The following is a 24,603-nucleotide window of genomic DNA, read 5'->3' as shown; positions in this document are numbered from 1 at the left end:
CATAATAATTGATTATTTAGAAAATTAGATAAACTCTCTCAACAGACTATAGTGTCTGTAGAGTTTTTCGGAACTAAATGATGAGTCTAAAGCTGAATTTCAATTATTTTTAAGGTGTTTGTTTATTTATCCGAAATATAAATATATTCTTGTCCTAAATCAACTTTAGGTTGTTCGATCTTAATGGCCTTAAACTTGTCATTTCCTGCAAGTGTCTCTTCTCCTATTCAATCACCGACTATTTCAGATTCTTGAAAGTCTTTACCAGTGAAAAATATTTTGTAGCCTTCTGTGTCAGTTTTTTGCTTCTCTACTCTCATTTTCACTTCAACCTTTTGACCTTCTTTTAAATTATCTTTTCATGTAAACAACTTGTTTGGAAATAATCCTGTTCAAGCACTTGGGAAATTAGAGTCTGGATTGTCACTAGTATCTCTGCAAAGAATCGCGTAGTAATCAGATAAAGTACTTATTTTTTAGAATAACATTGTCTCCAAGTTTTCTAAGTGATCTTTTTCTTTGTAAGATACAATTTCACAATTTCCCTTTTCTTCTTTAAGTTGTTTAGGTGCTGTAGGCGTGGGAGGAGTTTCTAATTCCGGCTTTGTACTCTCTGTCGTTGCTGACTCTCGTCGTTCCCCTAAATCTTCTGTTTTTCCGTGTTCTGGAATAGAAGGAGACTCAGCCACAATAGATTGTGGTGCAACTTGAGAATTTTCTGATCTAAAAGAATTTCAATTAGAAAGTAATCAAGGAATTCCACCACAACCCCCACCAACTCCAGCAAATAAAGTAAGAGCTTTAGCGCTTACAGACATTGCTTAAAGAATATTAACTACTAATACTTAAAAAAGATGTAAAAGTTTAGTTTATTTAGATTTCCTCTTTAGAAATTCGAAAATTTCTAAAGATCGTAATGTAGCACAAAATCATCTTTTTCTTGAATGGATTGCATGTAAATCTTATCTGGAGAAACTTTTGAAGATTGAATATTGATAATTTTTATCTTTTGGTTATTTTCTGTATGAAATTCTCTGTTTCATTCACCTAAAACAGTTGATATAAATCTATCACTCGTAAATTCAACTCTACTTTTTCCTTCTAGAGTTGTAATTTGCATTTTTAGTTCAAGCTTTTTACCTTTGTAGAAATCGTGTGTTATTTGAAATAACTTTTTAGGAAATAGTCCTGATCAGTCTTGAGTAAAGTCAGAATTCAATCCTCTTAAAGTATCTTTACAGGAAATTCTGAAATAATCAGTGTCAGCTATTCCATTATTTCAAGCCATAGTATCCAAATCTGAAAGTTTATCTTCAATTACACAATTTCCAGTTTCTTCCTTTAGAGTTGCTGATGGCGCAGGAACTTCCGCTTTAGCGGGTGTGGAAGCGGGTTCAGTTGAAGTTACAGTAGTTTCAGAGGGAGAGGATTCCGTCAACGAAGGTTCAGCCTGTGGACTTTGTGTTTGTGCGGAGGTTAAACCTTGTGAGTTGCAAAGTAAAAAAGGAACACTACCACACCCTCCTCCTATTCCTGCAACTAAAGATACAACCTTAAGACTTAAAGACATAATTTAAAAATTTTACTAGTTTTCTCTATTTTAACTAGCTATTTGTTTAAAGAGATACTAAAAGAGATGATCTCTATTTATTTGTAATTATTGAAAGAATCTGTTTTATTGGGAATTATTAGTTCTTTCTCAGGCGAGGAGTTGCGGGGCGGGAAAAGTAGACTTCGGTTACCTTTTTTTAACTGAGAAAATGGAATGTTATTCTGTATTGATTATTTGGGTGTAGCGATACTTTTAAAGAAGTGTTTTCGAGGTTGAGTTTGCCTTACAAATTATTGTTTAATTGCCGCTAATATTTTTTTAGCTATTTTGTATTCAACAAGTGATCTGGCATGTGTTAGCTGATGGTTTAATAACCATTCTTGATAGTCAAGTACCTTTTTAACTTGACCTTGAATATTGTTTGATGAAAGTTCTTGATAAATCTTTTGTCTTTGTTCATGAGTTTTCTTAGATAATTCTCCTAGGCTTTTTAAGTCTTCTTCAAATTCTTTTTCGCTATCATAAAACTTGCTATAAGGATTACTGTCTCAGCTTCCTCAGTCATTTTCTAACTGACTTCCGGCCTTTGTTGTGTCCTTAGTCAATTTAATTTGAACTTTAGTTCAATCAATTTGTTTTAAGGCTTCTGAAAAATCTTGAGATTGTTTGGCGGGTGAAGTTGAAATTCCAGTAATTGGCGTCCCTCCATCAAGAAAAGAGTCTAGATTTAAAGAAAATTGATTTTTTTCCGATGTAAGCTCTTGGTAAAGTGCATAAATTTTTTGTAAGCTTTCTCTCTTATCTTGACCCAAAGAGTGAGAAATATCGGTAGTTTGTCTAATTTCTTTAATCTTCTCTTTTGTGACTTGTCTTCTTATATCCTTCATATTTTCAATATGTTTTTTTATTGGATCTTTATCCTGAGGAAAGTGTTTTCGGAGAATAGAGTTGTATTTTTCAAGGACCTCTTTGTTCATTTCTCCCGTTCTATCTGCAGTTTGTATTTCTTTTCGAACGTTTTTAATTTCTTCCTGTGAATGTGTTTCTCCCAGAAGAGAAGAGATATTTAATTCTTTTGCGGTATTGTTTTGTAAATCTAACTGAACTTCAGGAAGTTGTGTGTCAATCGTAATTTCATTACCTTTTGTATTTAGTTCTTGTAGTTTCAAACCTTGGTTTTCAGTTGTAGTTGTGGATTTTCTTAAAGAACGACTATTCCTAGTTGGGTTAATTTGCTTCATTTCTTCCACATTCCCAAAATTATTCCTCAAAGTAAATGCCACAACACCTCCTGCGCCGACAAAAAGGGTCAAACTTCCCAAAAATAATTTAGTCTTAGTTTTCAAATTAACCTTCTAGGAGATTGTTATAAATTACGAATAACCCTTTCTTTAAGATTTCTTTCTCTATTTACTAAAGCCAAATAACCAAAAGACTCCTAATCAATTCTATATTTGCCATTCAGTGACCGAAATTTCTAGTATTCTTATTTATCTTTAGGTAAATATGTTTGTGAATCGATAGAAACTATTTTTAAAAAGACTTATTTATTAGTTTTTTTCGTAGGTTTGTATTCAAGCTTGTAGTCCTCTTCTCCTAGAGTTAAAACAACATCCCCCTCCTTATACTCTCCATTTCCATTTGTTACCCTTCCCATAGATTCATTTATCTCTCCCTCGCAAATCATCTTCAAGGCTCTTTGTCCCGTAACCCCATTTTGATTCTTATCTTCTCACTGAAAATTACATTTATTCAGAGTTAATTTCAGCTTACTAATATCCTTCTCCCCTTCATTTCCATTATTTTCTTTCTTCTTAAATTTCATGTCAATAAACTTCGCTCCATCTTTCAAATTTCCTGAGCAAATATCTTGAGATAAAGTGATTCTTTTGACATTATCCAATCTATATCACTTATCTCAATCATGTACTGCAACATAAAATTCCCCTGTTTTGCAAGTACTAATTAATGTGTCATATTCACCTAATCTCCTATAACCTCATTGCATTTTTATAGAACTAAAAGGTATAAGAACATTAGTACCCTTTTTATCCAATAAACCCTTTGCTTCTATACTTAACTCTCTACCATTTTCATCAGAACCTAACACAAATCTAGGATATATATACCTTTTTATGGTAATTCTTGACCTTCCTGTTGTTCCATTAATATCTATTCCTATTATTGATAAGGGTATAAGTGATACTCCAAGTCAAATAACACTAAAAATATTGAATAGATGAAACCTATTCCTATAGAGAATTAAATCCAATTATTCTTTCACAAATTGAAATAGATTATGTCTTTAAAGTAGATTCGCAATCTGAAGTTTATATAAAAGAACGATATGAAAAGATTGAATTTAAAGATCCTTTTGGTTTCTCTTACAGAATATTTACAGTGGATTAATTAATCTGGTTTCTGAGGTACTACTAATTCATCGATCCTTTAGTTAACAAACCTTGCATCTCTAACTCATCTAACTCCCAGAATCTCCAAAAAGATTTACTATATCCTCTATATTCTTAGGGAATGACAAATCTTTTTCTCAAACTTTTAAACCCTCTGTTTTAGAAGTTTCGGGAGAACTTGAAGTTGTTTGACTTATTTGAGAAGTAGTTTCAGTTAATTTCTGAGAACGGCTAGACAGCAACAATGGAGCTCCTACACTTCCAACCCCTAATCCCAAAATTAAGGTCAAGATTTTAAGATTTAGAACCACTCTATTTAAGCTCCAGACAAATTTAAGTCTCCAGATTTATTTTGTCTCTACTGCTAACTAGTATACCTACAGATTATTTTTAGTTAAATGCCCGTTACTTAATCATGATAGAATTCCAAACTTACGCTTTTAAGCTTGAAATGTCCTAAATTTGTGTGAGTGTTTCTTTCTCTGATCAGTTCTACCTCACCATAATCCCAAGGCAATTTCAACCTCATTGTCTCTACTAGGGAAAATAAAAATCCTCCCGAATTTTGGTCAAAAAACAACTCGAAGTGTCTCTTCCTATTTTGGCTCTCTAGATGTATTGTTTGGGAACAATAAGTTAATATTCTTCCCCTACTGATTATCAAAGCAATTATAACACCACCTTCGATAAACTGGCTTAAAAATAAATACCAATCTTTTTCTTTTTCTTTGGGTATCGGGAAATACATATTGGATTGGTTCTTACATTTTAAGCAAAACTTAGTAATCTAAGACAAGAATGCAAAAACTCTTTTAAAAACAGAATCTTTTGTTTTATGAAGTACATGAATTTTGAATCCAAAAACTTTCCCCATTTCTTTCAAGTTTATTTAAGTAAGTTAAATACTTTTGTTTGTCACATTTCGGCTATTAAGCAATTTATCCAGAATTTTATTAATAGTTTTCCAAGCATGTCTTAAAAAGGTTATTTTTCAACAAGAATTTTCGGAATAGGATATTCTTGAGAATAAAGAAGTTCCTGAGTGTATGTTCCACAAGTTAGTTTGGGAGTTTGTTCACTGTCTTGTCTTTCAATCTTGCAAGATTTTTTCAAATCATCAGAAGTTAACTTCTCTAAATTACTTATTTGTGTACCTAGGAATTTAACCCAGTTTTTATTTTTCTGTTCAAGACTCCTATTTCATTCAGGAAATTCTACTTTAATTCGATCTTCTGAAATAGGTTTTTCTATTTTGATTTTCGTCACTTCGGCATATAGAGGAGTTTTACGAGATTCTTTGCTTGTTCACCTGACAATGAAATTTAGTTGAGTTGTGTTCTCTTTCTTTACACAAGCTAAAAACTCACCTTCATCTTTATTAATGAATAACTTATAACACTTCTGTTTAACTCGAATGTATTTCTTGCAATCCTTCAATGAACTTTTCAAAGTCGTTGGAACTGTTACCGCCACTCCACAACCACCTAAGAATAAAGGTAGTAAAACACTTTTAGGCGAAATAAAAACCATTTCAACCTAAATTGAATCTGATTTTAAGTAGGGCTATCTAAAGACTTACAAGGTCACCCGAAGAAGCTAAAAAAGATTAATCATTAAGTTTTTCACTTAACACTTATAAGGACTGAATAATTTCTTCGCTAGAGTGAATCAATGGTTACCCGAGCAACTAATTGAAAAATAAATTTCTAACAAAATTATTGACTTTATTTATTTTCTTGAGTATTTTTGAAAATCAATTTATCCTTAAAAAGCAAGAAAATTTCTGCAATATTCTCTTTTATATTTACAACTACAACTTCCTCTTTATTTATGATTGTCGGAATTTTAGATCATTCTCCCGTTAAGGAAGTAGGCGATAGCCTGCTTCCACTAAAAATAGTTCTATAATTTTCTGGATCTAATACAGTAGTTGTCGCCTCAATATCCAATGTACTTTCAATTCCTAAACTGCCATCACTTGAAATAACTTTCTTAGGAAATAATCCTACTCATTCATTAGGCAACAAATCTCCCTTTTCGTCATTTGAGTTAGTATTGTTACACAAAATAGTTAGATAGTCATCACTTAATTTCAAGGAATGTTCTCAAAGAATATCTTCTTTTTCTTTGGAAGTCACAATAATTTTGCAATTCCCCCTCACTGCATTATCAGAAGATAAGTCATTTTCTTGATTTTTTTCAGGTTCTGAAGCTGATACAGTTTCTTGTTTGGAAGTTTCTGTCACTTCAGATTTAGGATTCTCTGTCTCCAAATTAGAAGGAATTGCTGGAGAACTTGTGTTAACTGTATTATCAGAATTCTGGAATAATAATGGAATGCCAGCCATTCCCCCTCCTACAGTTGTGATAATCGTTACAACTTTAGGAATTATTGTCATGCTATGAAATAAATTTTTTATTCAACAGCTTTAAGAAGTTGTGCGTTACTCTGATTGTCGCTTAATTTAGTTATGTTAAATAAACCTATTTAGATTTATGTCTTAGTTTTAATTTAGAGCAAAAAAAGAACTAAGTCTAACTCTTTCGAAATAAAAACACAATATTAAGGATTAAGTGTTACTTTCACTAATTAGTTTCTTCATCTTCAGAATCAAGTTGTTCCAGCTCAGGAAGAATAAGGTATATATCCCTAGTTCCTATTTTTTCTTCATCAACTGAAACAGAAGCTACTCTTTTTTGTGGCAATTGAGTTCAATCCATTTCTTCTCTTATTCCAGAAATAATAGACTTTAGCCCTAAACCACTAAAAGTCATAACATTTGCACTTCTGTTATGCGTTAAATCTTCAAACTGTTCCGTCTCACTATCAATTTCAAATTTCTGACTAGTTCCAAGTATTACTTCGCCTGTAAGGAAGATTTGTGGGAATAATCCTTGTCAATTTCCTTCTAGGGGAATGTGGTCATTTTTTAGAGCTATATTTGTGCAATCAACAGCTACATAATCACTCTTAACTTTTCCCTGCGCTGTTAGAAAGGCTTCTCATCCATTAACCATTGGGGTTTTTTGACATGCCCCTTTTGCCTTACTTATTCCAGAATCAGAACTAACTACCGTTCTTCCCGAAACCTTATTAATTTCTTTTGAAGGACCTGTTTTAGTAACTGCAGGTTCAACTGACCCTGAAGAACTAATTTGGGATGACAACATTACTGTATTTTGAGATTTTCGAAGACATAATGGTAACACAACACAACAAACACCCATGGCTGAAACAGTTGCCAAAAACTTCACTCCAGCAGACATAACTTATTAGTGACTTATATTGTATTGAGCTCACTAATTAGTACTAGTAATTAGGAACTTTCAAGATTTAAGAATCAGGGGGAATTGTTCGGACAATTCGAATAATTTAGATCTAAAAGCACAAAATAAACTGTAAGAACCATAAACTTTAAAATTTAAGGGATACTTTTAACAACTTCTAGCCTTTCAATTGTCGCTATTAACTAAAACCGTTACCGGTTTTTCTGGATTAAGTGCAGTTTCTATTTCCTCTTTTTTACTTGCTAATCAAAATAAGGAGTTAGTTCCAGCATTTACTGTTGCCCCCCCCAAGTAGTAATACAACAAGAATCTAGTATTCCTTCAGAACCCAAAAAAGTTAGTGAAATTATCACTAAGTCTATACAGGAGTTAGTTAAGGATGGAGAGTATAGAGGTTGCGCCTCATTAGAAAGTCAGGGTAAAGTAACTCAACTATATGTATGTTTAAAGACTAAAAGCCAAGATGATTATGAACCTAATTTTTATTTCTTTAATAAAAACAAAATTTCAGAATCCAACAAAACGTTTCCACAAGTAAAACAAGTTATTAGTACTAAAGGAAGTTATTCTATAGATATCCATTTGGTTGGTGGACATATTGAAAAATTAAGTCATTATCCATCGTGATTAAGAACTGTTCAAAAAAATCCATTAATTCCAGAGAAAGATTGTCAAATTTCACAGGATGATAATAAATCATCTTATTCTCTGACCTGTAATACTAAAAAAGTTCAATCAGGCATTCAGATTTAGTTAAGTTCTATTATTTCTGCATCTTTGTTTGTAATTAAAGGGGAATGAATTTTTAAGTCTAAGGCTGATTAATATTTTTGGCGCCTTCTATGATTAGTAGTCTTTTCTCTGACTTCTTCTTGAGATTAATTTATATTAGGGATCGAGATCTTGATATTAAAAACTAAAACAGCATTTAGACTTTTTGGGCTTTAAGTTAGATAACACTTCAAAACAAATTTATTTGGATTCAGGGAAATGACAGAGGTTAAGTATCTAAAATTTTTTGAAATTGCATATTAATTTGTAGTCTCGTAAATTGTCTCTTCTTATAAAAGTAGCTTTAGGATTTTTGGGTTTAGCGCCAGTTTCTGTCGCTTCTCTCACATGAGCAAATACTTTGAGTAGTTATCTTCCCTTGCCCCCCCCGAGATAATCAATGGAAACAATAGTTTAGAACTAACTTCTCAGAGAGTTTTAGAATCACAAAATAGTTATAGAGAACAAGAAGTTCAGAATTATTCTTTATCGTTAATTGAGCACAAGCAAGAAGGTGTTGCACCGAAAGCCCAAGAATTAAAAACACCTAGTCCCCAAAATTGGGGAATTAGGGGACATCAAGATAATGTCTTATTCATGAATTCCATTTTGGACAAAATTGACTCATTCATGGGAAAATATCCCATTTATTATTTTTGGGATTGAGAAGAAACAGAAAATAGTAATCCCGCACATAGGTCCAAATCCAAAGTGGATTTATATCAATGGGATAGTAATGCCAAAATATTCACTCTTGCTAAAGAAAAACAAGAGTTAACCATTTGGAAATGGTGAGGACGTGGTAAGGCCTTAGGCAATGGTTACGACTTACAGTATTTCTATAAATTTGCAGAAGATCAATTCTTAAATCCATACTTGGAAAATTACTTGTGAACTCAATATGATACTTATAGATCTTCTTCCTTGTCTTGAACAGGGAAGAACAAATCTTCTCCAGAAAGATCATTATTGGAATCAGTTTATGTTGGTCAGTGAAGAGTTATTAAGTTAGATAAGGAAACTGCAAAATGTATTCCTTTTCTCAACAAATCATCAAATGATATCTCTCGGGAACAATCACAAAACATTCAATTAGCTAGAACAATTTATTGGTCTAGCAAGCCCAAGGATTTTGCAGAGGGACCTAAGGAAAGTAGCGCAAGTCAAGACATTACTGAAATCAAAACTTATAAAGAATATCTAGACTTTTTAGGCCTTAAACAAAACAATTCTCAAGATGGGGTAGTATCAAAGGAGCTTGAAGCAAGTGTATTAGTTGAAAAAAGGTTAGGAAATCCAGATAACGTATTGTTCATGAATGCAATTCTGGATAAATTAGATGTATACCAAGACAATAACCCTGTCTATTATTTCTGGAATTGGGAAGAATTAGATGACCAAAATTGGAGGGGAAGAAAGTCCGCTAAAGCTTTGGTAAATCTTTATAAATGAGATAGTAAAGCCAAAATTTTTTCTTTGGCTCAAGCCAAACAGGAGTTAACTGTTTGGAAGTGGAAAGGAAAAGGAAGTTATTGGAGTGGAGGTTATGATATGAATTATTTTTATAAATTTGTGAATGACAAATTCACAAATAATAACTTAGAAGAATATTACAAGTCAGGATACCAACTTGACGATTTACCTTCTTTAAGTTGATGATTAAATGATCCAGGAAAACACGCTAGCAGACGTAATTTTGAAAACTATTCTTATTTAGGAAAATGGAAAGTTATGAAGTTAGATTGAGGAGCTAATGGAGTTATTCCAGCCATCAACTATTCTCTTAAAGATATTACGGAAGAAAACTTAGAAAGTATTTCTCTAGCTAGACCAATTTATTGATCTAATAAGTCAAAAAGTTTGGGAATTTTTCATGGCGATGACACAATAGAAATTAAGAACTATAAACAATATTTAGATTTCTTAGGCTTGAAATGAGACAATACTCAAAAAACGGTAGTGTCTAAAGAATCTGTAATTAAAAAGAGTTAATTGGAATCTAGTTTGTTTTAAACAGGCAATAATTTCTTAAAAGAACTAATTGTCTAAAGCTTAAAAAATTATCGAACCGAAGTTATTAGTAGATTATCTTTTAAAAAACATCTTTAAATATTAGATAAATTTTTTTAGAATCTTCTGAAATAGTGATAGGGGCAACTATTTTTTCTTCTTTTATTTCTAAAGGTTTTTTCCAAGTTCCCAATACACTCGAACCCTTCAACTTATCACTATTTAAAACTGTTTTGTAATTCTCTGAATCACTTTCTGTAGTTTCAGTCATTAAGTCGAATTTATTGCCAGTTCTCATTTTCTGTTCATCAATAACTAAATCCCTTGGAAATGCGCCATTTCAGTCTGTAGGCATTATTTTGTCTCCAGTATCTTGACAAGAAAAAAAGATGTAATCCATTTCCAACTCAAAAAAATGATCGTACAACATATCTACTATATCTTGAGGATTAGCAAGAACTGTGCAATTTCCTGTTTCCACTTTTGGAACCACTGTTGATTGAGTTTCATCAGTTTCTTGAGCCTTTTGCTCTAATCTTTCAGGATCTGCAGGAGTTTCAGGAACAGGGTCAGAAACGGCAGTTCCAGAAGTCTCAGTAACACTGTTTTGTGCAGCTTGAGTTTCAGTTAAACCTGAACTATTGTTTTGCCCAAATAAGAAAGGAACTACTCCACATCCCCCTCCAACTCCAGCAACTAAAGTAAATAGCTTAGGATTTAAAGCCATTTAAAAATTACCTAATTAAATGCGAGATAGATTCTGTTTTGGGGCATTTTTGGATCTGTGATATGAATAGTTTTGACATTCTTTGTTCCTGATAATTCACTTTCTCCTCTTCATTCCCCCACTACAGGAGAAGTAAATTTATAACTTTCAAAAGTAATCTTTCGGTAATTGCTTGAATCTAGTGGTGTAACTTGTATCTTCATATCAAGACCTTTTCCTTTTATTAATGTATCTCTACTTACAAAAAGATTGTTTGGGAATGAACCTTCTCAATCTCTATGAATTTCAGAATCTGAACCATCATAAGTATTTTGGATTATTTGAGAATATAAAAGAGAACGACTGGGGGGGGCATAAATTACTTCGAAAACACACTGACGATATTTCGAGACACCAAGACAATAAGTTAGATATAAAACAAGAAAGCCAATCCTCATAAGATAATTTAGATTTACAAGGAAATATAGTTGACTTACCTCAAGTAAATCTGGAGATTGGAAAAGGAGAAGATTCCCTATCAGTAGATATCTTAAAAAGAGGAGACGAAGACGTCTCATCTACAGTGAAGAATGTAATAAAAGAAATTGATACTTCTGATAAGGTAAAGGAACTGGAAGAGGAAGTCTCCCAGAAATATGAAGTTACAGTTCACAATCATTTAAGGGGAAATGAAGTGAAGAAAAAAGCAGATTTATACAATTTTCGCAAGATTAAACAACAAGTATAGGATTCGTTTACTAAGAAAATAAAGTCATTCCCTCTACCTTCCCTTTCTAGAGAAGATAGGTTTTTGTTGCAAAAAATTTATGAGCTTTATAGCAACCTTCGCGAACACAGAGAAAAATTAACTGACGATTTAAATGACATTAGAAAGATAATAGAAGAATCTGGGAAGCCCTCCTTTGAGCCTAAACAAACACCTTCTTCAACAGAGATAAAAAAAGCTTTAAATCAAATTAAGTTAACTGGAGGGAAGATTGAGGTTACAAAAAATGATGTAAGCAAAACCAGAGTTCTTACAAATGATTGAGGAAAATGAGAAGAAAATCCTTACAGATATTTTTATGACAAAGAAGATGAATTTAAGAAGGCTATATCTGGAGTAAATAACATTTCTCGTACTATTTCCCACGAAAGACAGAAGATTTCTAGAGAAAGAGCTTTAGCACATTGAACAAGAGCTCTGCAAGATTTCCATCTACGAGAAGTCTCTTTAAATAAGATGGAAGAAAATTCTTTCTCTCTAATTGAATTACAAATTGCTAAAAGGTTGTTAGATTTGATGAATTTGAAGGTAAATATTAAAGATATAAATCTACTTAGATCAGAAGAGTAATCGGAATATATTTGGAATAAAATTCTCAAAAGATTTAGGAATAAATTTTTGATTGACATATGTTGTTTTCTCATAAGCTAGCCATTCCTTTAATCGGCGGGGTGGCAGGCATTTCTGCTACAGTTTACTCAACCACCTCCTCAACCGATTACTTATCGGATGAGCAACATGCACAAAGAATGGGAAATTGTAGAGATGTATTGGGCGAAGTGAACAAACCACAAGTTAAACTTGGGGGACACTTAATAGCTTGTATTACTGAACAAGAGTCTCCAAAAGAATCGGTAGTGAAATTTAAATGATTTGATTCATGAGGAGATTCTCAACCAAAAGTTGTCAAGGGGATGACAATAACAGATTCAGGAAATTTGAGAATTGTGTTGGAAGGTGCAGAGAATGTTGGTTCCAGATTGTGACAGTTCGAATCATAAGTATTTAAAGGTCAGGGAGATACTCATTTAGGAAAAATGCCTATTGAAAATGAATGAGAGTTTGATTTCTCTTCATGTAAAGTTACTGATTACGTTCGAGGAGAATAAAATTGGAAAATAAGTTGTTAAGTTCAATTAATTTTTCTTCAAAAACATAAAAGTTTTTAGTTTCTTTAATCACTTCTTAAGTTTTTTCAGAAATTAAATTCTTAGATCCTTATTTACATACAGAGATATAGAGGCTGGAAAAATTGATTACAAAAAAGCTATTGAAAAATAACTTAGTCTGTTTCTAAAATTTCTTTGTTTATATAAAATGTTGCTTGCTCATAAACTTATGTTGGCAATAGGTGGCTTTTCACTCGCTTCTGCAATAACTACCGCAGTAGCTATTTATAAATTTAACGGAACTTCAACTGTCAAGAAAGAAGTAGTTTCCCGCAATGATCCGGAAGAACGCAAAGTTACTCAGACTCTAGTAGCCCAATCTTCTAAAGAAACACAATATCTAACTGGTTCTTCTGCGGAAATTCAAAAAGCATCAAGAATCGTAGAACCTGCCCAACCAGCTCCCGCTTCCAAATTCTCTTCAACTGAATTAGATGAAGCTAGAAAATATAAAGAAAGAACTGATAATCCAGATTTATGTAGGGATGTTTTGGCATCTAATAAAGACAAATCTAAATTAAGAGTATGTAAGTTAAATAAAGATGGTCTAGATATTGAATTTATGTACTATCCAGATCAAATAGGAGAAATGCCTATAAAAGTTAGAGACATGAGACAAACATATAGTGCATTATTTTTTAACTTAACTAAATTAGATAGTTTAGGGTTAGACAATAAGCAAATGGATTTTTCTGAAGATGTATTTACTGGAAAGTTGTTAATGGATCTTACCAACGTTGAAAGGGAAAAGTTTACTGAAAAACAATGTAAATTGGAAATAACTAAGAAAGATGGGTCTCAACAAGAAGATTGAAAAATAAAATGTTACAAAGATTCTAAATAGTTTTTAGATTATCTAACATTCCATTTCATTAGATATAGAAAAGATCAATAAAATATAGTTTTTAGTTTTTTTAGTTTATGTTTTTATCTTTAAAAGCAACACTTTTGGGAAGTATTGCTGTAGTGGGTACTGCAGTTCCTGCCACAATAATTACTAAATCTTCCTTTGATTCTTCTACAGATTCGGTAGTTTTGGAAAAAGCAGAAATTACCTTACCTGAAGAAAAGAGTGAAGTTTCTTCCCAACAAACAGAAATATCTAAGGAAATAACAGAAGATGTCTCGGCCACTTCTCCTTCTACATCTTTGGCGAAAAAATTAGAAGAAAGACATAATAACCCAACTTTATGTAGAGAAATTGTGAAGTCTATTAAAGATAGTTCTTGGATAAGGGCATGCAGGGAAAGTTTTAGGAGTTCAAAAGTAGAATTTGAGTATTACTCTAATTCGCATTCGATGCCTATCTCAGTTGAGAATTTAAGGTTTACTTCAAGTGAATTGGTGATTAATTTAAGTAAAGAAAATGAATTAGGTTCCAAACATGTTAGATTTAACTTGACACCAGAAATGATTACCCTGAAAGGAAGTGTTTTTACTTCTGCTGTAGGTGGAAAATCTTTTAGTGAAAAACAATGTAAGATAGAAGAATCTTTATCAGGAGATGAAAAATGAAGAGTTAGTTGTCAAGAAAATCCCTAATTTAAGTCATTTAATAAAAGGAACTTAAATTGTTTTCCTCTAAAGCTTTTCTTTCCCTTGTTGGCGGTTTAATTGGTTCAACTGCAGTTGTACCTTCTTTATTTAATGTAAATATTTTTTCCAATAACTCAACTGATAAGGGAGAATCCGTTAGATTAGAGGCAAGGAATTGCGAAGATAAGTTTGGACAAGAAAATAATTCCAACAAGTTAGAAGAATTGCTTTCTTGCCTATTCAAAGCAAAAAATAAGCCTGAAAATTTCAATCTAAGATTCAAATGGTTTGATAAACACTTAAATCAAACATTTTTGGAAATTGAAAATCAAAGATTTCCAGAAAATGATTGTTATTTATTGAAGTTGCAAGTTGAGGGAAATGTAACTGTAACTGTCGTAGGTTTAGAAGACAAGTGATTTACCTTAAATCCGACATGTTCTTTAGTTTCTACAGACGCCATTTTAAAGACTCAAGAAAGTTGCAGCTTTGAGGATCTAATTGTGAAATAAAAGGCAATAATGAAAACTGAATATTAGATTGCACGAAGTCCGCAGTTGCTTAATCTTAATTCTTGAATAGGATTAAATAAAAATTAATTTAGAGAAAAATTAGTTTTTAGTTACCTTAGAGTTGAAAATTATTATTCCAGTTCTCGCGGGAACAGCAGGAGTTGCTTCAGTCGTTCCCGCAACTTTAAGTTCTGTTTTAAAACAATATCCAACTTTAGAAGAGAAGGCAAAGAAGGAAGGGAATTGCAAAGTAGTTAAGGGTTCAGAAGACAATATAGGAGAGTTAATTGTTTGTCTAAATGGGGCAGGAAACCTAAAAGATAAAAAAGTTCAATTTAAGTGATTTAAAAGTCATTGGGACTTGACCTCCTTGTTAGTAGATAGTTTGATATTTAGAAAAGTAACTATAGAAGTACAGTTAAAAGATTCTAAAAAAGATAGCCCAATTTTATTTTTTCCTTCCGAAGAATTATTTAGTGAAAAAGGAGACGTTTTATTTAAAAGAGGGGAAGTTGGTAACGGACAAAAATTGGAGATTGAAAAATGCAAACTCGAGGAAAAGGAAGCAAATGATTGAAAATTAAATTGTTCCCAATAATAGATTTATAAATACGGAAGTTTTCTTTAAAAATCCATGTAAATTTTTTAAATAAATCTATTTATTTCCATTTACCTCTCTTCTACAGGAAAACTAATAGAAGAATTTGTTTCATATTCTTTTTGTAAACATTTAACTTCTTCCCTTCTCTCAAATTTTTAATCCTAAACAGTAACCTAAAGTTTTAGATACTAACCTCTTTAGAAATTGTTCTTAAAACTGCTTTTTCTACCTTACCTCTAGTTAAAAGTTTTCAAATTTTTCACTTAAATTTTGGCTTTTAGATTATTTACTTAACTGACTTTTATGAAAGCTACATTTGGAGAGGAAGAGGGGTTAGTTATATTAACCACATTTACGTGTTTTTCCGGATTTCAAAGTCCGTTATTACTTCTCCTGTTCACTTCCCCGTCACAGTAGACTCAAATTTATTCCCTGTAAATACTATCTTCCGAGAGTTTTCTGAATCTTCTTCTTTTTTCGTAACTTGAATTTTTATTTCAAGCTTATTTCCCTTACTTAGTTCATCCCTACCTGTAAAGAGATTGTTTGGAAATTATCCTTCTCAATTACTAGGGAACTTAACATCTCCCCCTTCATAAGTATTAGTACAAGAAACAGATAGAAAATTGTCTACACTTATTTCCTTGCCAGAATTTCAAATAGCTTCTTCTAGAACCCTCTCTTCTTCTGTAATATCCTCAGTGTCGCCAAGACTAATTTGTGCTTTTATTATTACACAATTTCCCACAATTTCTTTTACTCCTGGTGTAATAGTTGCTGGAGTAGCTACTTCTTGAGCCTTCAATGCGGGGGCTTCAGAAATAGCTTCTTCACTAGTAACGGGAGCAGAAAGGGAATCTGAAGTTACAACAGATACGTCTGAAGACGGATTATCAGACTGAACTGCTTGAATTACAGGATTACCACTAGAAGAACCTTATTGTTGTCTAAGTAGTCAATGAATACCTGCGCAACCCTCTCCAATTCCAGCAACTAAAGCAAGTGCATTGGTACTTATGGGCATAGCTAATTAATTCTTACTAAAAACTATCTAAAGATCTTTTAGATATATATATATTTTTTAAGAATATTTTTTCTTTGGATGTCAAAATTTTCCTTTAATTTTACTGTCAAATAAATCAAAAAATTTATGTTTTGCACGTTCGAAATTTAAGTTATCAACATAAGCATATGTCAGAATTACACTTCTACGTCTTATTCTGGACTTTTCTCTCCAATTGACCTTTCTGTTTTAAGTATTATTGGATCTGCGCATATTAAATCCCCTCCCGCAGGGATTAAGGTTATGAGGGAGTTTTTATTTAGAAACAATTTGAGGAATTAAATAGTACTGTCTATAACGAAGTTCTTGAGAATATTTATCACAAATTAATTTAGGAAAAGTCTTCTCCTGAGTTTCAAATTTACATTTTTGCTTCAAGTCCAGAGAATTCAGATTCTCTAACTTGTCTACTTGTGTGCCCAAAATATCTACATATTTTTTACTCATGGTGATATTTTTGTGTAAGTCGGGGAACTCTACTTCAATTGGTGTTTTTTCGGGAGTTTTTTCTACCTTTATTTTTGTTACTTCAGTGTAATGATTACGGTTGTGACCTTCTCTTCTGTTTCAACGTAATTAAAAAACAGGATTAGTCCATTCTTTTTGATCAGGACAAACTATCAATTCTCCTTGACTAGAGTTTGTAAATAATTTATAGCACTCCCGCCTAACTCTGAGACGCTTAAATTTGGCCTTCTTCATACAATCTTTTGGAAAATTCTTAAACATTGTAGTTGTTGCGAACGTGCCACATCATCCCAAGAGTAAGACTAAGCCCCCCCCAGTTTTGAGTGACAAGAAAGAAATGTTGGCAAACATTTCTAATTTTTAGAGTTAATTATTTTGGATTCTTGTGAGTTACTTGGTAGTTATCATTGGTTTTTAGGGAAATTTCAAGAAAAAAACAAGAAAATGTTAAATAGTTGATAATGATGTTGTTTTAATCTGCATTTAGTTCAGTTATGTATAAGTAATTATTTAGAGGAAGAAATTTATGTAATTTTTAGATAGTTTTTAAGTTAAATATTTTCAAATCTTATTACTTCTCAGACCAACAAACTCAATATAATCTAGTCACATATAAGGAAGTTCAATTTCTTCTATCTTGCCGGCAGGATTGAAAATTTTTTCTGCAATTTTAGCCATAGGGGGATGTTGTGCCGGAATACCAATATATTTTTCTCAAACACAAAATACTGTAAGTTCTAAAGCTCAACCCAAGACTTTAAAAATCGCTGAACCTCAACCCGACCAAATAATCACAAGAGAATCAGGAGAACAAGTAGTTAGTTCTGGAGCTGGAAAGGGTGAAGAAAAGGGAAGTTGTAAATTAACCTCACTTCTCAAGGAATGAGAAGATTTTCTTTCAGGTCGCGACAAAAATAAAGAAAACTATGTTGCAGTTGATTGCAAAAATTCAACTAAAAATGAACATAGTTCACTATCAGAATATTGACAGGGATTATTTCCAAAGATTTTTCTGAAAGAAGAAGTTTTAAAGGGGTCTTTGAAGGATTTTGAAATCGATACACATTATGAGCAGGTGGAAAGCATAACGCATCGAAAAAGTAAATATATTATGACTTTTAATGGCTCGGGACTAAAGACAACTATCTCCGGAACTTGAGAACCATTATTAGATCAAACACAAATACCTAATAAAAGAGTAGACTCTGTTTCCATCGATAGTGGAGGATTGGGGAAAGGAGAAGTGTATCTCCTACTTCCTCTACCCGAATGGTTTTTAAATAGTTCAGGATCAGCTTAGTTTTTGTTTTGTTTAGTTGACAAGTGTTTTCGGAACTGTTTAGTTGAAAAAAGATTAATTTTGATATTTTTGTTAATTAATTTGAAAAGAAGAATTTAGAGAAACTTGAAGTGGCGAGAGATAGAAAAACGAAATTAACTTAAGAATCTAGAAGATTTATAGATTTTTAGAAAAAATTTAATTATTACTCTTCTTTTCTATAGTGACTAGGAATAAATGAACAACGTTAAAAAAAGTACAAGTGATCTGTTGTTCTTTTTGAATTAATGACTTCTACGTTAGATAGTTAGTATCTTATAACTTGTTACTATAACAAACCCATCTGCTGTAGATAATCTTTAGGCAAATCAATAGGGATTTTGATTTCTTCCGCTCTATTATCGCTGAATAACAATCCTACTTCCAAATTTTCTAAATATGTATAAATTGAAATTACTAGTAAATCATCTCATCGTTTCCCTTCTAGTTTAGGGACCTCTGACTTAGAAAAAGAAAAACTTATATTAGTTTCAGGCTTTGAAAGCTCCCAACGACAAGAAAATGTAATTTGTTCTTTTCTTTCTTGCCTTTGACAATCCTCAGGTGCTAATTCATTTTCTTCCAAACTGTCGTAAAATTTTGAGTCCATCTTAAATGAACCGCTCTTCAAACCTTTACGGTTTTCTCCAGAAGAGGACACATCTACGTATTCACTCGCTCCAGATATAGATGTAGAAATCTCAGAAAGTTCGTCGAGATTATTTCTATCTTCACCTTCTCTTAAGTCTGTAGAACTTATTTCTGACTCAGCTTCTCTCCCTTCATCTTGGGAAACTTTAGGTTTCGAAACCACATCCCCAGACTCTGAACTTTCTTTCGCCTCTTCTAGTTGCGTTTCAACTTTCTCTGGTAAATTAGCTTGTACCCTTGGCTCTTTACCTAATTTAGGTTCTTCTCCATCTTCTATAGACTTAGTTGTTTCATCCGAATGTGATTTTTGAGAAGCAGACAATCCCAACTCTCCCTCAGAAGAAGAATCTTCTCTTTTCCCAACGTCAACATCAGGGCGACTCTGACTATCGAACTGTAAGTTTGTCACACTCCCCTCTGACAAAACATTTGAAACAGCTTCAACTTGAACTTGCGACATGCCCCTTCCTGACCAACTCTCCTTCATAATTCCAAGTAGAGCTCCCATAACTCCACTGCCCAATCCTAAAAAAGAAAGTAAAGATTTTGAAAATAAGGACATAGGGATTTAACTAGTTAAAAAATCTCTACACTAAGTATGTTGTATCTTAAATAAACTGTCTCGAAAAAAGAGATTTACATTTTTTATGTAATTATTTTTAATCTACCTTTGAATTCAGATGATTAAGTGGGATTTTTACTGGATTTGCCAAATCATCACTAAATAATAAATCCAGAGTAACTACATTCTCTAGATTGGGTTCCGTAATTGATAATTCTTGCAATTTAGTTCAATCTTTTTGTTTTTGCTCGGGAACTAGTTCGGAAGAGAAAGCCAGTTCAACAATTGATTTAGATTTGACAAGGTCTAAGTTGCATTTAAAAATGATTTGATCCCCTTTTCGACTTTAAACACAATCATTAATTGATCATTCATATCCCTCTTCTGTTATTGAAGAAGCTTCAGCATTCATCGAGAATCAATTCTTTCCAAAAGAAGTTGATGTTTTGGAAGGAATATGATTTTCTGTTAATACTTTTTTGTCTTCTTCTGTGTCATCGGAGACAATCTCGTGAATTTCCTCTTTGAGACTTGCTTCCTTAATTTGAGCTGACTGAACAGGAGGTTCCTTTACTTTTATTGTCAAAGGCTTTGTCTCGGGGGTCGGGATTAGAGTATCTTCTTGAATGCGATTGACTTCTCATCCTTTATCCGGAAGAATCGGTTCACCTGTAGTTTCTCTAATTTCAGACGCCTGTACTCGTGCAGGGTTATCAGATTTTTCTCTATTTTTAACTTCATCTACATGTGTCTCAGTTTCTTCATTTGGTTCTGCAAATTCATGTTGATTCTCGCCCGAGGAATCAGTTGTCTGTTTTAAGTGTGTTTTTGCTATCTGAACTTGCGTTTCTTCTTCTGTGCCAACATTTGTCGTCTCTTCTTGAGCTTTAACCATACTATTTGGTAAAAGACCGGATTTCTGGACAAACGTACCGGCAAGGGAAACGCCAACCCCTAATGCAACAAATAAATATTTATATTGCGATGAATACAATGCCATAAGAGTGACCTAAATGGCTTTCTTTATTTAATTAATGTTTCATTGATTGTAAATTCCAGAATCAATCTCTGTATAGAGATTTCCATCTCAATTGAAAAACAAGTATGGAATTAATCAGTTGGAATTACATAAAAAAGACTCTATAGTATAATTTATTTTTTATTTGTTTACAAGAAAATTTATAAATTAAATAGTTAATTTCATTAATTTTTCTGCTTTTCTTAATTCAATCTTTCTAGCCCGCACTACTTAAGAACTGAAAGATAATAGGTGGTATTTTTGCCCTTTTGGGGGCAAATGGGATTGCTTCTCCTTTTATATTCAACTCCCTGAATAGTTCTAGTTTTGCTGTTGCAGGAATAGGGGAACAAAAATTAAGTAACAGATTAACTGTCGGTGACAGTCAAGCTAAAACAAATTTAAAAATAGGAAGAGCTAACTCAGAGGGTTTAAAGTTAGCAGAAGGTGTTTATCGAGGTAGCAGAATAACTACTGGCGCGAGTCTTAATATTTCTGATACCTCTTCCCCAATCCATATAGATTCAATAAACAATCTCTCTAACACTAATTCTTCTCAAGATGCGATAAAAGGTATTCGCGTTGAAATTTCCCGAGAAGATCAGATTAATTCAATTGAGCAAGAATCTCAAAGAGTTTTCTCTAAAAATACATCTGGCAAAGATTTGATTAAATATTTGCAAGACTTAAAAGATGCACGGGAGAAAATAACTGAATGAAAAGGTAAAGGTGGATTAGAGAGGGAGATCAAAGCAGGAGAGAAATCTATTTCTGAAATAGGTGTTTGAGGAAAAAGATCTCTTCAAGAACTTTATTTAATTCATGCTAAGTTACAAGAGAGTACTAATAGTTTGTTACTGAAATTAAGAGATACTAGTTTGGATAATGGAGATAGCATAAAAAACTCTTTAATAAAAATGAAACACCAGTGGAGAGATGTTCGTAGAGCTCTAAGATGAATTAACTGGAAAAAGAAATACCTAAAGATTAGAGTTAAGTATCTTGATGAAGCGGGTCGAATAGTTTTCAATCCAGACCAAAAAGGAGAAGAAAAAACTTATGGTTGAGGTAATTGAAAACAAAATCCTTTTAGAGTCTTTTTTAACTCTAGACAAGAATATAAAGCCGTTATGGATAAATTAGAAAGGGCTGAACGCTCTTTAAAGAATTTTCAGGCCGGACAAGGAATGATGGGAAAATTGGGAGAAAATGTAGTAAATGCCAAAAGAATTGAAAAAATCAAACGCCACGAAAATTCGTTTAAAGTTGCCGTTTCCGAAGCAATACTAGATCTAGAAATGCAAGTAGCAAGTAAATTAGTAGAATGAATTAAGCCGGAATAACAGAAAAGTCTTAATTATCAAAATAAATCGAACTAACTTATTAATTAGTAATTTTTTGAGGAAATAACAATTATTAAATTAATCTCTTAGAACTTATCTTTTGTAATTTATTTCAAAATTTAAGTCTTTTTAAACAAGGTCAAAACTGTTGAATTTCATCAATCTGGGTAAGAATGATGTAATTGTCAAAAATAGCTAAAAACTTATTTTTTAACTTTTGAAATTATTATTGAGTCTCCTTTAATAATTTCCGGAAACTATGTTGAAATTTTGTGGTTGTGTTAATTTGTAATAATATGCTTGCGCCCCTCCTGTTCCGGTACAATTGAGATTATTATTTGTTTCTAATTTGCATATTTCCTCTAATTTTTGTCCGTTCAGTGTCTCAATTTTAGGTCTTTGAGTGTATGAATTTTTCATGTGTAACTCTTTATCTCCGGACAAATCTTTAGAGTCGTTTTTAAAAGTGAATTTGATCTTATTTTGAGAGACATTTATGGTTTCTATTGGGAAAAAGTATTGCCCTAATCCAGTTTCAAAATTCATTCCTTTAATCCATCAAAGATAGAACGAAGGAACTTGACTACCTTGATCTTTTGGGCGACAAACAATTAGTGTGCTTGACAGAAAATCATAAGTTCAAGTTAGACATTCACGAGACTCTATTTTTCAAGATTTCTTTATTGTTTTATGCCCCTCCCCCATCAGTATTGAAGACCCATAGGCAACACCAACTCCCAAGCCACTTATAGATAACACAGAAACAATGGCATTAAGCCTTAATCCAATCATTTACTAAAAATCAAAGGATTTTATTTGAGATTAAGAAATTGAAAAGCTGTTTCCTGCGCTTTTCTTTTTCTAAATAAATGGAGTAATTTTTATTTTTTTGGGCATTTGAAATAAAAATACTTGAAAAACTTATATAAATCTTTTAATTGGACTTTGAGTCTTTGAATTCTTTCAAAAGAATATCCACTTGTTTTTGTGAATATCCATCTTCAAACACCAATTTTAAAGTAATTTCATTGTCTAAGTTAGGGGAAGAAATTGACAATTCTCGTAACTTAGATCAATCCTTATCTTTTAATTCTGGAATTGAATTAGGAGAAAGAGAGAAAGTAATCAAAGTGTTAGGCGTTGAAACATCTATTTGACGACATGAAAAAGTCATTAGTCCTTCCTTTTCATTTCGATCGCACTCCTTAACTGACCATTCATATCCTTCTGCCAAGATATCAGAAGATTCCTTTTTTTGAAATGAAAATCCATTTCCTTTGGAATGGATGGCTTGGTCTGCACGGGTAGATTCCTTAGTTGTTTCTGGAGAAGTTTTAGGAAAAGTTTCCTTAGGAACTTGTTCTGATGCTACTGATGTTGTTTCTGATTTGTCACTTGAAGTCTCCAGAGATTTAGGGAGAATCGCTCCTTCCGGCTCCTCATCTTGTTTTCCTTTATCTTCTTGTGGTTCCATTTCATTTTTTGCAACTTCCTCAGTTTGTAATTTGAAATCTTTTCTTGAACCTTCATTGTGTTGATTGTCTTTTTCAGGAATTTGCAATTCAGCTTGACTCTCTAATCCCTGTACGTCGACATTTTCTTTAACTCCAGAAGTTGCATCAAATTCTTCACTTTCCTGCGTTTCAACATCTCCTTCAACATTTCGTGAAACGTCATCTTCCACTTGAACAACATTTTCTTGAGGATAGTTATGGCTAGATACAGCGAACAAAGTTCCAGTCAATCCACTACCCAATCCTAAAGAGGACAATAAATACTTGCCTACTTTAGAAGGATAGAGGATCATAACAATAATCTAAATTATTGTCAAGCTAGTTTACTAACTATCCTTTGTTTACAGTTAATTCCTAGAATCAGCTTTAAAAAAAATTAAATATCTCTTAAAAAGTGAAATTATTTATTACTTCATTAGTTGTAGATACTCTTCTGGAGCTTCAATAGGAATCTCTATTTCTCCGTCTCCTTGGTCAAATATCAAACCTAAACCGATGTTATCGACCCTAGAATAAATGGTTATTTCTGTTAAATTCTTTCAGTCTTTACCCTTGAGCTTCGGTTCTTCAGAAATTGGGAAAGATAAATCAATTTGAGTATTTAAAGTTGATTCGCTTGGAGGACAAGAAAAAGAGACTTGATCCCTATTCACATCTATTTTGCATTCTCTAGGTTCCAATTCAATACTTTCCAAATCACTGTAATTTCCTAGTTTTATAGAGAATGCACTTCCTTTTAAGACACTTGACTCTTTAGAGGAAGATAAAGATTCATCTATTGAATCTTCTGGCAAATCTGAAGGTTGCGGGGGAGTTTCGGAAATTGAAACAGGACTCCCTTCTGTATTTTTGCTGTCTGGAGATGTAATTTGCGTGTCTAAATGAAGTTCTTTCGGATCTTGTCCTTCATTGGAAACAATAGAAGATGGTTCTAATTCCGGCCTTTGAACTTCTTCTGGCGCCTCTCTTGTTAAAGATTCTGAAGGAGGCTCTTTATCTTGTTCTCTTCCTAGAGACTCTTTCTTCGCATCCCCTTTTTCATCGCTTTCAGGAGTTGTAACCATTTCAGAAGAATGAGCATCACCGTGATTTCCGGAATGTTCTTGAGGTTCAACTGGGTCTTGCAAGGTTCGCACAGAAGAAACAGAAACTTGTGAAACTAGACCATCATTAGTTGATTGTTGAGTCTCTTTAATTTGTACTATCTGCTCCCGTGAATTATTAACACTAATTGTGCCAGTCGCAGTGCCTATAACTCCACTTCCTAATCCAATAGCAAAAAGTAAGTATTTAGATAATAAAGAAGGAGAAAAGGGCCATAAT

Annotated in this window: 32 protein-coding genes; 11 read left to right on the top strand and 21 right to left on the bottom strand. The window is 32.6% G+C overall.

The window, feature by feature from the left end; all coding sequences use genetic code 4:
* Positions 1 to 122 precede the first annotated feature (122 nt).
* From MR07_RS03980 to MR07_RS04685, 12 genes are all read right to left on the bottom strand, one after another.
* Positions 123 to 371: a hypothetical protein gene (locus tag MR07_RS03980; protein ID WP_024071637.1), complete on the bottom strand. Its 249-nt coding sequence runs from the start codon at positions 369 to 371 to the stop codon at positions 123 to 125.
* Positions 372 to 476: 105 nt separating this feature from the next.
* Entirely contained in the window at positions 477 to 818 is a 342-nt protein-coding gene (locus MR07_RS03975; protein ID WP_024071636.1) for a hypothetical protein, read from the bottom strand.
* Positions 819 to 904: 86 nt separating this feature from the next.
* Positions 905 to 1,570, bottom strand: a complete 666-nt coding sequence (locus tag MR07_RS03970) for a hypothetical protein (protein ID WP_024071635.1) — start codon at positions 1,568 to 1,570, stop codon at positions 905 to 907.
* 272 nt (positions 1,571 to 1,842) lie between these two features.
* Complete coding sequence (locus tag MR07_RS03965; RefSeq protein WP_024071634.1) at positions 1,843 to 2,898, bottom strand: hypothetical protein; 1,056 nt, start codon at positions 2,896 to 2,898, stop codon at positions 1,843 to 1,845.
* A 197-nt stretch (positions 2,899 to 3,095) separates the two neighbouring features.
* Complete coding sequence (locus tag MR07_RS03960) at positions 3,096 to 3,824, bottom strand: hypothetical protein (RefSeq protein ID WP_024071633.1); 729 nt, start codon at positions 3,822 to 3,824, stop codon at positions 3,096 to 3,098.
* A 207-nt stretch (positions 3,825 to 4,031) separates the two neighbouring features.
* Positions 4,032 to 4,274 carry a hypothetical protein gene (locus tag MR07_RS03955; RefSeq protein ID WP_024071632.1) on the bottom strand — a complete coding sequence of 81 codons (243 nt, stop codon included), beginning with the start codon at positions 4,272 to 4,274 and terminating at the stop codon, positions 4,032 to 4,034.
* 98 nt (positions 4,275 to 4,372) lie between these two features.
* Positions 4,373 to 4,711 (bottom strand): hypothetical protein, encoded by a 339-nt coding sequence (locus MR07_RS04485; RefSeq protein ID WP_024071631.1) that lies wholly within the window; start codon positions 4,709 to 4,711, stop codon positions 4,373 to 4,375.
* Positions 4,712 to 4,947: 236 nt separating this feature from the next.
* Positions 4,948 to 5,493 carry a hypothetical protein gene (locus MR07_RS03945; RefSeq protein WP_024071629.1) on the bottom strand — a complete coding sequence of 182 codons (546 nt, stop codon included), beginning with the start codon at positions 5,491 to 5,493 and terminating at the stop codon, positions 4,948 to 4,950.
* A gap of 194 nt (positions 5,494 to 5,687) precedes the next feature.
* On the bottom strand, positions 5,688 to 6,362 hold the full coding sequence (locus MR07_RS03940; RefSeq protein WP_024071628.1) for a hypothetical protein: 675 nt from the start codon (positions 6,360 to 6,362) through the stop codon (positions 5,688 to 5,690).
* 187 nt (positions 6,363 to 6,549) lie between these two features.
* Positions 6,550 to 7,230 carry a hypothetical protein gene (locus MR07_RS03935; RefSeq protein WP_024071627.1) on the bottom strand — a complete coding sequence of 227 codons (681 nt, stop codon included), beginning with the start codon at positions 7,228 to 7,230 and terminating at the stop codon, positions 6,550 to 6,552.
* 168 nt (positions 7,231 to 7,398) lie between these two features.
* Positions 7,399 to 7,554, bottom strand: a complete 156-nt coding sequence (locus MR07_RS04480) for a hypothetical protein (protein WP_024071626.1) — start codon at positions 7,552 to 7,554, stop codon at positions 7,399 to 7,401.
* 265 nt (positions 7,555 to 7,819) lie between these two features.
* Entirely contained in the window at positions 7,820 to 7,951 is a 132-nt protein-coding gene (locus MR07_RS04685; RefSeq protein WP_268743527.1) for a hypothetical protein, read from the bottom strand.
* Positions 7,952 to 8,619: 668 nt separating this feature from the next.
* Here MR07_RS04685 and MR07_RS03930 point away from each other — a divergent pair.
* Positions 8,620 to 10,014: a hypothetical protein gene (locus MR07_RS03930; RefSeq protein ID WP_043901228.1), complete on the top strand. Its 1,395-nt coding sequence runs from the start codon at positions 8,620 to 8,622 to the stop codon at positions 10,012 to 10,014.
* Positions 10,015 to 10,114: 100 nt separating this feature from the next.
* On the opposite strand, the gene MR07_RS03925 is transcribed toward MR07_RS03930, so the two are convergent.
* The gene (locus MR07_RS03925; RefSeq protein ID WP_024071622.1) at positions 10,115 to 10,759 is read right to left on the bottom strand and encodes a hypothetical protein; all 645 of its coding nucleotides are present in this window, start codon (positions 10,757 to 10,759) and stop codon (positions 10,115 to 10,117) included.
* Positions 10,760 to 10,770: 11 nt separating this feature from the next.
* Entirely contained in the window at positions 10,771 to 11,196 is a 426-nt protein-coding gene (locus MR07_RS03920; RefSeq protein ID WP_144079593.1) for a hypothetical protein, read from the bottom strand.
* A gap of 125 nt (positions 11,197 to 11,321) precedes the next feature.
* On the opposite strand from MR07_RS03920, the gene MR07_RS04475 reads away from it, so the two are divergent.
* From MR07_RS04475 to MR07_RS03880, 8 genes are all read left to right on the top strand, one after another.
* Entirely contained in the window at positions 11,322 to 11,486 is a 165-nt protein-coding gene (locus MR07_RS04475; protein WP_024071620.1) for a hypothetical protein, read from the top strand.
* A gap of 63 nt (positions 11,487 to 11,549) precedes the next feature.
* Complete coding sequence (locus MR07_RS03915) at positions 11,550 to 12,095, top strand: hypothetical protein (RefSeq protein WP_024071619.1); 546 nt, start codon at positions 11,550 to 11,552, stop codon at positions 12,093 to 12,095.
* A 59-nt stretch (positions 12,096 to 12,154) separates the two neighbouring features.
* Complete coding sequence (locus MR07_RS03910; protein ID WP_024071618.1) at positions 12,155 to 12,526, top strand: hypothetical protein; 372 nt, start codon at positions 12,155 to 12,157, stop codon at positions 12,524 to 12,526.
* Positions 12,527 to 12,842: 316 nt separating this feature from the next.
* Positions 12,843 to 13,538 carry a hypothetical protein gene (locus tag MR07_RS03905; RefSeq protein WP_144079592.1) on the top strand — a complete coding sequence of 232 codons (696 nt, stop codon included), beginning with the start codon at positions 12,843 to 12,845 and terminating at the stop codon, positions 13,536 to 13,538.
* 77 nt (positions 13,539 to 13,615) lie between these two features.
* Positions 13,616 to 14,236, top strand: a complete 621-nt coding sequence (locus tag MR07_RS03900) for a hypothetical protein (protein ID WP_024071616.1) — start codon at positions 13,616 to 13,618, stop codon at positions 14,234 to 14,236.
* Positions 14,237 to 14,265: 29 nt separating this feature from the next.
* Positions 14,266 to 14,742 carry a hypothetical protein gene (locus MR07_RS03895; protein ID WP_024071615.1) on the top strand — a complete coding sequence of 159 codons (477 nt, stop codon included), beginning with the start codon at positions 14,266 to 14,268 and terminating at the stop codon, positions 14,740 to 14,742.
* A gap of 121 nt (positions 14,743 to 14,863) precedes the next feature.
* Positions 14,864 to 15,340, top strand: a complete 477-nt coding sequence (locus tag MR07_RS03890) for a hypothetical protein (protein ID WP_024071614.1) — start codon at positions 14,864 to 14,866, stop codon at positions 15,338 to 15,340.
* Between the two features lie 629 nt (positions 15,341 to 15,969).
* Positions 15,970 to 16,377 carry a hypothetical protein gene (locus MR07_RS03880; protein ID WP_024071612.1) on the top strand — a complete coding sequence of 136 codons (408 nt, stop codon included), beginning with the start codon at positions 15,970 to 15,972 and terminating at the stop codon, positions 16,375 to 16,377.
* A 284-nt stretch (positions 16,378 to 16,661) separates the two neighbouring features.
* On the opposite strand, the gene MR07_RS03875 is transcribed toward MR07_RS03880, so the two are convergent.
* Both MR07_RS03875 and MR07_RS03870 read right to left on the bottom strand, forming a co-directional pair.
* Entirely contained in the window at positions 16,662 to 16,853 is a 192-nt protein-coding gene (locus tag MR07_RS03875) for a hypothetical protein (RefSeq protein ID WP_024071610.1), read from the bottom strand.
* A 129-nt stretch (positions 16,854 to 16,982) separates the two neighbouring features.
* Positions 16,983 to 17,225: a hypothetical protein gene (locus MR07_RS03870; protein WP_024071609.1), complete on the bottom strand. Its 243-nt coding sequence runs from the start codon at positions 17,223 to 17,225 to the stop codon at positions 16,983 to 16,985.
* A 286-nt stretch (positions 17,226 to 17,511) separates the two neighbouring features.
* On the opposite strand from MR07_RS03870, the gene MR07_RS03865 reads away from it, so the two are divergent.
* Positions 17,512 to 18,174, top strand: a complete 663-nt coding sequence (locus tag MR07_RS03865) for a hypothetical protein (protein ID WP_024071608.1) — start codon at positions 17,512 to 17,514, stop codon at positions 18,172 to 18,174.
* 307 nt (positions 18,175 to 18,481) lie between these two features.
* Here the strand turns inward: MR07_RS03865 and MR07_RS03860 are convergent, their stop codons facing one another.
* Together MR07_RS03860 and MR07_RS03855 are read right to left on the bottom strand one after the other, a co-directional pair.
* Positions 18,482 to 19,405: a hypothetical protein gene (locus tag MR07_RS03860; protein WP_024071607.1), complete on the bottom strand. Its 924-nt coding sequence runs from the start codon at positions 19,403 to 19,405 to the stop codon at positions 18,482 to 18,484.
* Between the two features lie 346 nt (positions 19,406 to 19,751).
* Entirely contained in the window at positions 19,752 to 20,405 is a 654-nt protein-coding gene (locus tag MR07_RS03855; protein WP_144079591.1) for a hypothetical protein, read from the bottom strand.
* A gap of 287 nt (positions 20,406 to 20,692) precedes the next feature.
* On the opposite strand from MR07_RS03855, the gene MR07_RS03850 reads away from it, so the two are divergent.
* Entirely contained in the window at positions 20,693 to 21,766 is a 1,074-nt protein-coding gene (locus MR07_RS03850; RefSeq protein WP_024071604.1) for a hypothetical protein, read from the top strand.
* A gap of 240 nt (positions 21,767 to 22,006) precedes the next feature.
* Here the strand turns inward: MR07_RS03850 and MR07_RS03845 are convergent, their stop codons facing one another.
* From MR07_RS03845 to MR07_RS03835, 3 genes are all read right to left on the bottom strand, one after another.
* Positions 22,007 to 22,558 (bottom strand): hypothetical protein, encoded by a 552-nt coding sequence (locus tag MR07_RS03845; protein ID WP_024071603.1) that lies wholly within the window; start codon positions 22,556 to 22,558, stop codon positions 22,007 to 22,009.
* A gap of 142 nt (positions 22,559 to 22,700) precedes the next feature.
* A complete protein-coding gene (locus tag MR07_RS03840; RefSeq protein WP_144079590.1) occupies positions 22,701 to 23,573 on the bottom strand; it encodes a hypothetical protein in 873 nt (290 codons plus the stop codon).
* A gap of 114 nt (positions 23,574 to 23,687) precedes the next feature.
* Positions 23,688 to 24,407: a hypothetical protein gene (locus MR07_RS03835; protein WP_024071601.1), complete on the bottom strand. Its 720-nt coding sequence runs from the start codon at positions 24,405 to 24,407 to the stop codon at positions 23,688 to 23,690.
* Positions 24,408 to 24,603: the final 196 nt, after the last annotated feature.

Origin of the sequence: Mycoplasma ovis str. Michigan, from assembly GCF_000508245.1 — a bacterium.
Classification (GTDB): domain Bacteria; phylum Bacillota_I; class Bacilli_A; order Mycoplasmatales; family Mycoplasmoidaceae; genus Eperythrozoon_A; species Eperythrozoon_A ovis.
Note: the sequence above shows the minus strand (reverse complement) of the source record. Positions and strands in the feature narration are given on the sequence as shown.